General features: G+C 37.6%; 4 protein-coding genes. 3 read left to right on the top strand and 1 reads right to left on the bottom strand.

Going from position 1 to position 5784, the window contains the following annotated elements:
* Together WYK_RS24830 and WYK_RS05490 are read left to right on the top strand one after the other, a co-directional pair.
* On the top strand, nt 1-1734 hold a 1734-nt coding region (locus tag WYK_RS24830), incomplete at its 5' end, for a hypothetical protein (RefSeq protein ID WP_412769693.1).
* Nucleotides 1731-2009 (top strand): EscU/YscU/HrcU family type III secretion system export apparatus switch protein, encoded by a 279-nt coding sequence (locus WYK_RS05490; protein ID WP_040373579.1) that lies wholly within the window; start codon nt 1731-1733, stop codon nt 2007-2009. The genes WYK_RS24830 and WYK_RS05490, both read left to right, overlap by 4 nt.
* A 28-nt stretch (nt 2010-2037) precedes the next feature.
* Here WYK_RS05490 and WYK_RS05485 read toward each other — a convergent pair whose 3' ends face one another.
* The gene (locus tag WYK_RS05485; RefSeq protein ID WP_040373578.1) at nt 2038-4152 is read right to left on the bottom strand and encodes an Ig-like domain-containing protein; all 2115 of its coding nucleotides are present in this window, start codon (nt 4150-4152) and stop codon (nt 2038-2040) included.
* Nucleotides 4153-4308: 156 nt separating this feature from the next.
* On the opposite strand from WYK_RS05485, the gene WYK_RS05480 reads away from it, so the two are divergent.
* Nucleotides 4309-5163 (top strand): MurR/RpiR family transcriptional regulator, encoded by an 855-nt coding sequence (locus WYK_RS05480; protein ID WP_040373577.1) that lies wholly within the window; start codon nt 4309-4311, stop codon nt 5161-5163.
* The last annotated feature ends 621 nt before the right edge of the window (nt 5164-5784 follow it).

Below are 5784 nucleotides of genomic sequence, written 5' to 3'. Positions count from 1 at the left end.
GCGGCCAGCTGGTCATTGGAAAAATCATTTAAGCTTTTTCCAAATCAAAAGGCAGAAGTGCAAATTGGTTCGCAAAAAATGATTGCGGCACTTGATGTCCCTCTTAGAGCAGGAGAACAATATTGGCTGCAAGTCCAGCCGGGTGACGAACAAATAAAATTAAAGGTATTAAATCCTACAGTAAATGGTGGAACAAAAGTAACCGCTGAACAAATTCTTTCACATTTATCTATGCCGATTACCCATGAGGCAGTTTCCTTGGCAAAGTACTTAATCAAAAACGAACTGCCAATTCTTAAAAATACATTACAGGTTGCGGCAGAATGGCTGAAAACGTCTGGAGATCAAAACCAAGCCCTTCAAGTTGTGAAAGCCATGATGGTGAATAATCTTCCCTTTGTGGATGAGGTCTTCAAAGCCTTACAAAGTCAAGGGAGCTCTGAGTCTCTTTATGGGTTGCTGACAAGACTTCGGCAAGAACTTAAACTTACACCTCCGACTAATGTAACAAATCAACTGACAACCCTTTTAAACGAAATAGGGGAACCCTTACAAGAGAAACTTTCCGCTGACGGCCTGCAGAAGGCAGCAGCGCTTTGGAGTAATCCTGAGGCATCAGCGGAATTGAGAGCGGGAGCATTTTCTCTGCTTCAGCTCTCTGGCTTTCTCTCAGAAGAGGAAAACACGAATACGGTGCTTGAAAAGCTTCAGGTAAACATGTCTAAGGGAGAGGCAGGGGAAAGCCCCATTTTAAAAGATGGGCAGAAGCTGTTAACCGCCTATATTCAAAGTCTGCAAAGCGGACATCGTCCGAATGCAGAAAAGCTGCTGCAGGCCATTCATACGTTATCGGGTATTTCTCAAGGTACAGAGCCTGTTCTCCTGCAAAGGCCTGCTGTTCTCGCAGGAAATTTACTGCACGCTGCATTGTCAGCGTCTCAACAAAGTGAAACCATCCTTAACCTGCTTACAACGAATAATATGGTTGACGATGCTAAGGCCAAGCTGGCTGCTCTACTAAACAATAAAGAACCCCAAGTTACGAGAAACTTGCCTGAAAACGTAAATAGGGCTGTACAGCATATTCTTGAAAATGATTTTAAGTATGTAGATCTTTCCAAAGGGGCTGCGGCTGCTCCTTTTTTAAAAGAAATCATCAGATTACTTGGACTGAATATGGAACATGCATTAAGCAGTCAAGAAAATCTGGCAGAGACAGAGTTAACAGGCTTAAAGCCTTTATTAATGCAGCTTAAAAATGAAAGTCACGGTGCTGTAATTAACGAACTGGCAGACCAAGTACTTAATCGAGTTACAGCACAGCAATTAATGAGTCATGATACAGGACCCATTCAACAGCTTTTCATGCAGATTCCGCTGCCTGATCATCAAAGTGATTTGACAGTAGAATGGAGTGGAAGACGGACGAAGGATGGTCATATAGATCCTAATTACTGCCGAATTTTGTTTTATCTAGATTTGGCTCAGCTTAAGGAAACGGTTGTGGATATGCAAATTCAGAACCGGATTGTTAAAGTATCTGTATTTAATCAGTATGCAACGATACTTGAACAGGCCGCGCATCCTTTTGTGACATTGCTCCGCGATAAATTAGAACAGCAAGAATATAAACTCTCAGGAGTGGTTTTTGAAGAAGAGAATCAGAGAGAATCCGCGGCAGTTATTCCTGCCATAAGAACTGAAGTCTATAGCAGAATGGATATAAAAATATGACAGAAAAACGAAAAGAAGCGATTGCACTTACCTATAATTCAGAAACGTTGTCTGCACCAAAAGTCATCGCTAAGGGTAAGGGAAAGACAGCGGAAAACATCCTTGAAAAAGCTAAGGAACTAAATATCCCCATCCAAGAAGATCCATCTTTGACCGAACTGCTTGGGAAGCTTGAGATTAATGAAGCCATTCCTGAAGAGCTCTATCAGGCGGTTGCCGAGGTATTTGCGTTTATTTATAAAATGGACCAAAACATGAAAAACCATCCTCGCTGATAGGATGGTTTTTCGCGTGTTTGTAACCTTATTTTTTCACTGTAATACTTTTTGCTTTGCTTTTATTTTTAGAGCTGTCGACAGAGATTACTTTAATAATGCTCCCTGTCTTTTGTGGTTTAATGTTAAAGCTAAAGTTCTTATTGGCAGAAGCTTTCGTGCTGCCGATATATTTTCCTTTGATATATACTTTTACAGTTGAACCAGGCTCAGCTTTTCCTGTGATCTTTTTCGCTTTACTGGTTACGTTATTAATAGTTGGTGCTGCGGGAGGTGTTACATCTACTACAGTGATCGCAGAAGAGGCTTTAATCGAGCCATCAATGGATCTGGCTGTAATCGTTGCCTTTCCTTTAACTTTCCCAGTAACTTTCCCTTTAGAGTCAACAGCGGCCACTTTAGCGTTGCTGGAGGACCAAATTACTTTAGTAAACGTAGCGTTGGCCGGTGTCATTACAGTACGTAATTGTTTCGTCTTTTTCTCGAGCAGTGATACTGCTTTATGGGACATTTTTATTTCGTTCACTGGGATATGGTCCGTTTTGATTTTTACAAGGTGTCCTCCAAATGTCCCGTAAGCCTGAGTTCCTTCCCAATACGTGTTCATAGGCAGAGTGAACAGCTTAACAGGTTTTGTAGAGTACGCGGATTCATTTTTAAGTAAATAACTATTTTTCGTAAGCAGATCACCGTTATCAGCAAATGCTCCAATCCGTGTAGAATCTCCTAAGAAGGAAATTTGTTTTTCGCTTCCTTTTTCCCAAATATGAATTTGGAACTTTTCATTTTTGTATGTTTCAAAAGCTATTCGACCATTTTTCATTAAAAGTACTTCTCGGCTATAATTAGGATAAAATTCAGCAGTGGTATCCCAAAAGGCGGTTAATTTAGTTTCTCCGCCTGGCCATTTTACAAAGGTTTCATCATGTTCAAGATTCCCTCTGGTGATCAACAGTAAATCACCTTCAGCTCCGGTTATTGATCCGGTAACAGGTACCTCACTTATAATACCGTTGCTATATTTAGATATCCCGTTACTAGTTGAAAAAAATGCCTCACCATCTGGATTTACAAATACATCATTCCACCATAATGAATCGGCTGAGAGTATTGTTGTTTTTCCAGTATCGAGCTGCCTCATGTATATATTCGTTGAATGGTCTTGTTCGCTCTCTAAGGTTCCATTCCAAATTAGAATATCGCCGGCCGTTGATAGCTTTTTATCCGGTGCAGTGCCAATTTTCTGCAAGACATTGTTTTTATATTCATATAAGTTTTGTTCATAATTAGGGGCAGTAGTCAAAATGACAATGGCTGAGTCTGCTATATAACTTTTTGTATAGTCATTTGTACTATTTTTGTAAACAAGATGTTTTGTATGTTTTGAAGTATCCTTTAACCATATTTCATTTTGCTTGGTTTTATATAGAAGCTTTCCTTCTTTAAATCCAAGAATTTCGCCTTCCACTTTAGTGAGGGAACTGATTGTTGGACTATCATCTACAAATATTTTGTGAGACTCTGTATAGCGGAGGCCCGTAGAAGTATTTTTTATCGTAAATTTAAGGGTAATTGCTTTCCCGTTATAGTTACTTAAATCCACTTTTTGATTAATCGAGTTTTTTGTCCCAGTTGCAATTGTCTTTCCATCAACAGTTACAAAAAATTTAGCCTTTGGTCCAGCAAAGTTCTTTGCAATGGCTTTTATAGTAATGTCTGTTTTATTATAAAAATCGTTACTGATGGGTGATGTAATGTGAATGGGCTGTTTGATATACTGAAAATTTGTAGAGATGCTTTTGGAGTTTCCATAAACGTCCGTAGCTGTAATCTTAACTTTTTTTGCCCCTTCTGTTAATGTACTAAGTGGAATTTTTGCTAAGTAATTCCCGTTAGAAAACTGTAAAGAAGTCGTATGTTTATCAATAGTAGCTGTCACTTGTTTAATCTGAAAAGTAGATTTGATACCTAATATATCAAGGTTTAGGGTATCATCATTTTGTGTAATAATTTGATTCTCTTTCGGGCTGGTAATATTGAAATGGATGTTCTCTTGTTCTGATGCTTCAGCAGAATAGCTTAGTCCGAAGAAGGAAATGACAAGAGGCAAAATGAAAAATAATATAAGTTTTTTTGTGTACATAGTGGCAATCTCCTATCAATTGTGCAAAATTTGGAATCTGTCTATTTCTCTAGTATACATGAAAAATATGAATTAATTAGAACTTAATGGTAAATAATATAAAGGGAATTTATGCCATATCTTTCGGCGTGATTTGAATAAGAATGGAGACTTTATATGAATGATTTACGAATACTCTCAAAAATTAAAAATGATTATGATCGTTTTACAGGAGTTGAGCAAAAGGTAGCATCTTACATCTTAGACCACCCTGATTTTATTCCAACTATGACCACGAAAGAGCTGGCAAAACAGGCAGGAGCCAGTGAAGCTAGTATTGTTCGTTTTTGTAAAACAATCGGTGTTGGAAGTTTTAAAATGTTAAAGGTTGTGCTGGCAAAAGAAAATTCCGAATCAGAACATACCATCAATGACTTTTCTTTGCTGCAGTCTAAAGACACCCCTCACAGCCTTTTTCAAAAAGTTACGTATCTAAATAAATCTGCGCTTGAGCTCTCTGTTAATACATTAGATAAAAAGGATTTTGAACGGTCAATTGAAGCTTTTTTGCATGCAGATAAATTTGCTATATATGGAGTTGGCGGCTCGTATCCGCCAGTGATGGATGCTCAGTATAAATTAATTAAACTAGGCTATCATGCCATAGCCTCTGCAGATTTTCATTACATGGTTTCCGTATTATCAATGATGAAGCCGGGAGATGTTTTTTTAGTAATTAGTACTTCAGGAAAAACAATGGAAGCAATTGAACTAGCCAAATTTGCTAAGGAGATAGGCATAACCGTAATCGCACTTACCGTTCTAGCAAAAAGTACGCTTTATAAACTAGCGGACATCAGGCTATGTATCCCAAATGTTGAAGAAGAGAACAGGGTAGGGAGCATTGCTTCACGAATTGCTCAGTTAAATATCATTGATGCTCTGTATTTAAGTTTGTTTCACCGCATAGGCAACACCATTATAGAAGGCCTTAATGAATCCAGAGAACGAGTTAAAAATAAGAAAAAGTAAAAAATCATTCTTCCCAGAACTTCATCGCTTATTAATCGTTTGTATAGACAGTGACCGGATCTTGCTTCGCTAGCTGTCTATATTATTCTTCTCCTTGTTTTTTACGAAGTACTTCATGCTGCTGCTTCATTTGATTAAACATTTCTTTTAACTCTTGTTCTTCTGTTTTTATTCATTGAAAAACCACCTACCATTTGTATATCGATAAGTTGAATTATGTTAAGTAGACGGTCATATTGCCTCTCTTCCACTAACAGGGCATGTAAGTTGCATAAGAACTGGTATAATTTAGAGAAAAGTAAAGGTTAGAGGTGAATTATGGCTTTCCTTATAATAGCAATCTTATTAATATTTTTATTTGACTTCACAAAAATGAGAAATCAAAATCAAACAATAATTAAACAGAATGAAAGGGTTATCTCTCTGTTGGAAGAGATTAAAAATAAAAAAGCGTAGTCCTTAACCTAACAGGTGAAATTAGGGAGTTGCTTTGGCACATCTTTGTCTTATGGAACTATAGGGGCAGGTTAGAGAAAGAAGGAAATTTGACATAAAGGAACGAATGTTCTATGGTGTATATCCAGTAATAAATAATTCAATGAATGGATTTAGGAGGAATTA

The sequence above is a fragment of the Peribacillus psychrosaccharolyticus ATCC 23296 genome (assembly GCF_000305495.1).
Lineage (GTDB): Bacteria > Bacillota > Bacilli > Bacillales > DSM-1321 > Peribacillus > Peribacillus psychrosaccharolyticus.
This window is presented reverse-complemented; position numbering and strand designations above follow the sequence as displayed.

Excerpts from the sequence above, each read along its gene's own strand:
- WYK_RS05490 (WP_040373579.1), top strand. The coding sequence starts at position 1,731 with ATGACAGAAAAACGAAAAGAAGCGATTGCACTTACCTATAATTCAGAA.
- WYK_RS05485 (WP_040373578.1), bottom strand. The coding sequence starts at position 4,152 with ATGTACACAAAAAAACTTATATTATTTTTCATTTTGCCTCTTGTCATT.
- WYK_RS05480 (WP_040373577.1), top strand. The coding sequence starts at position 4,309 with ATGAATGATTTACGAATACTCTCAAAAATTAAAAATGATTATGATCGT.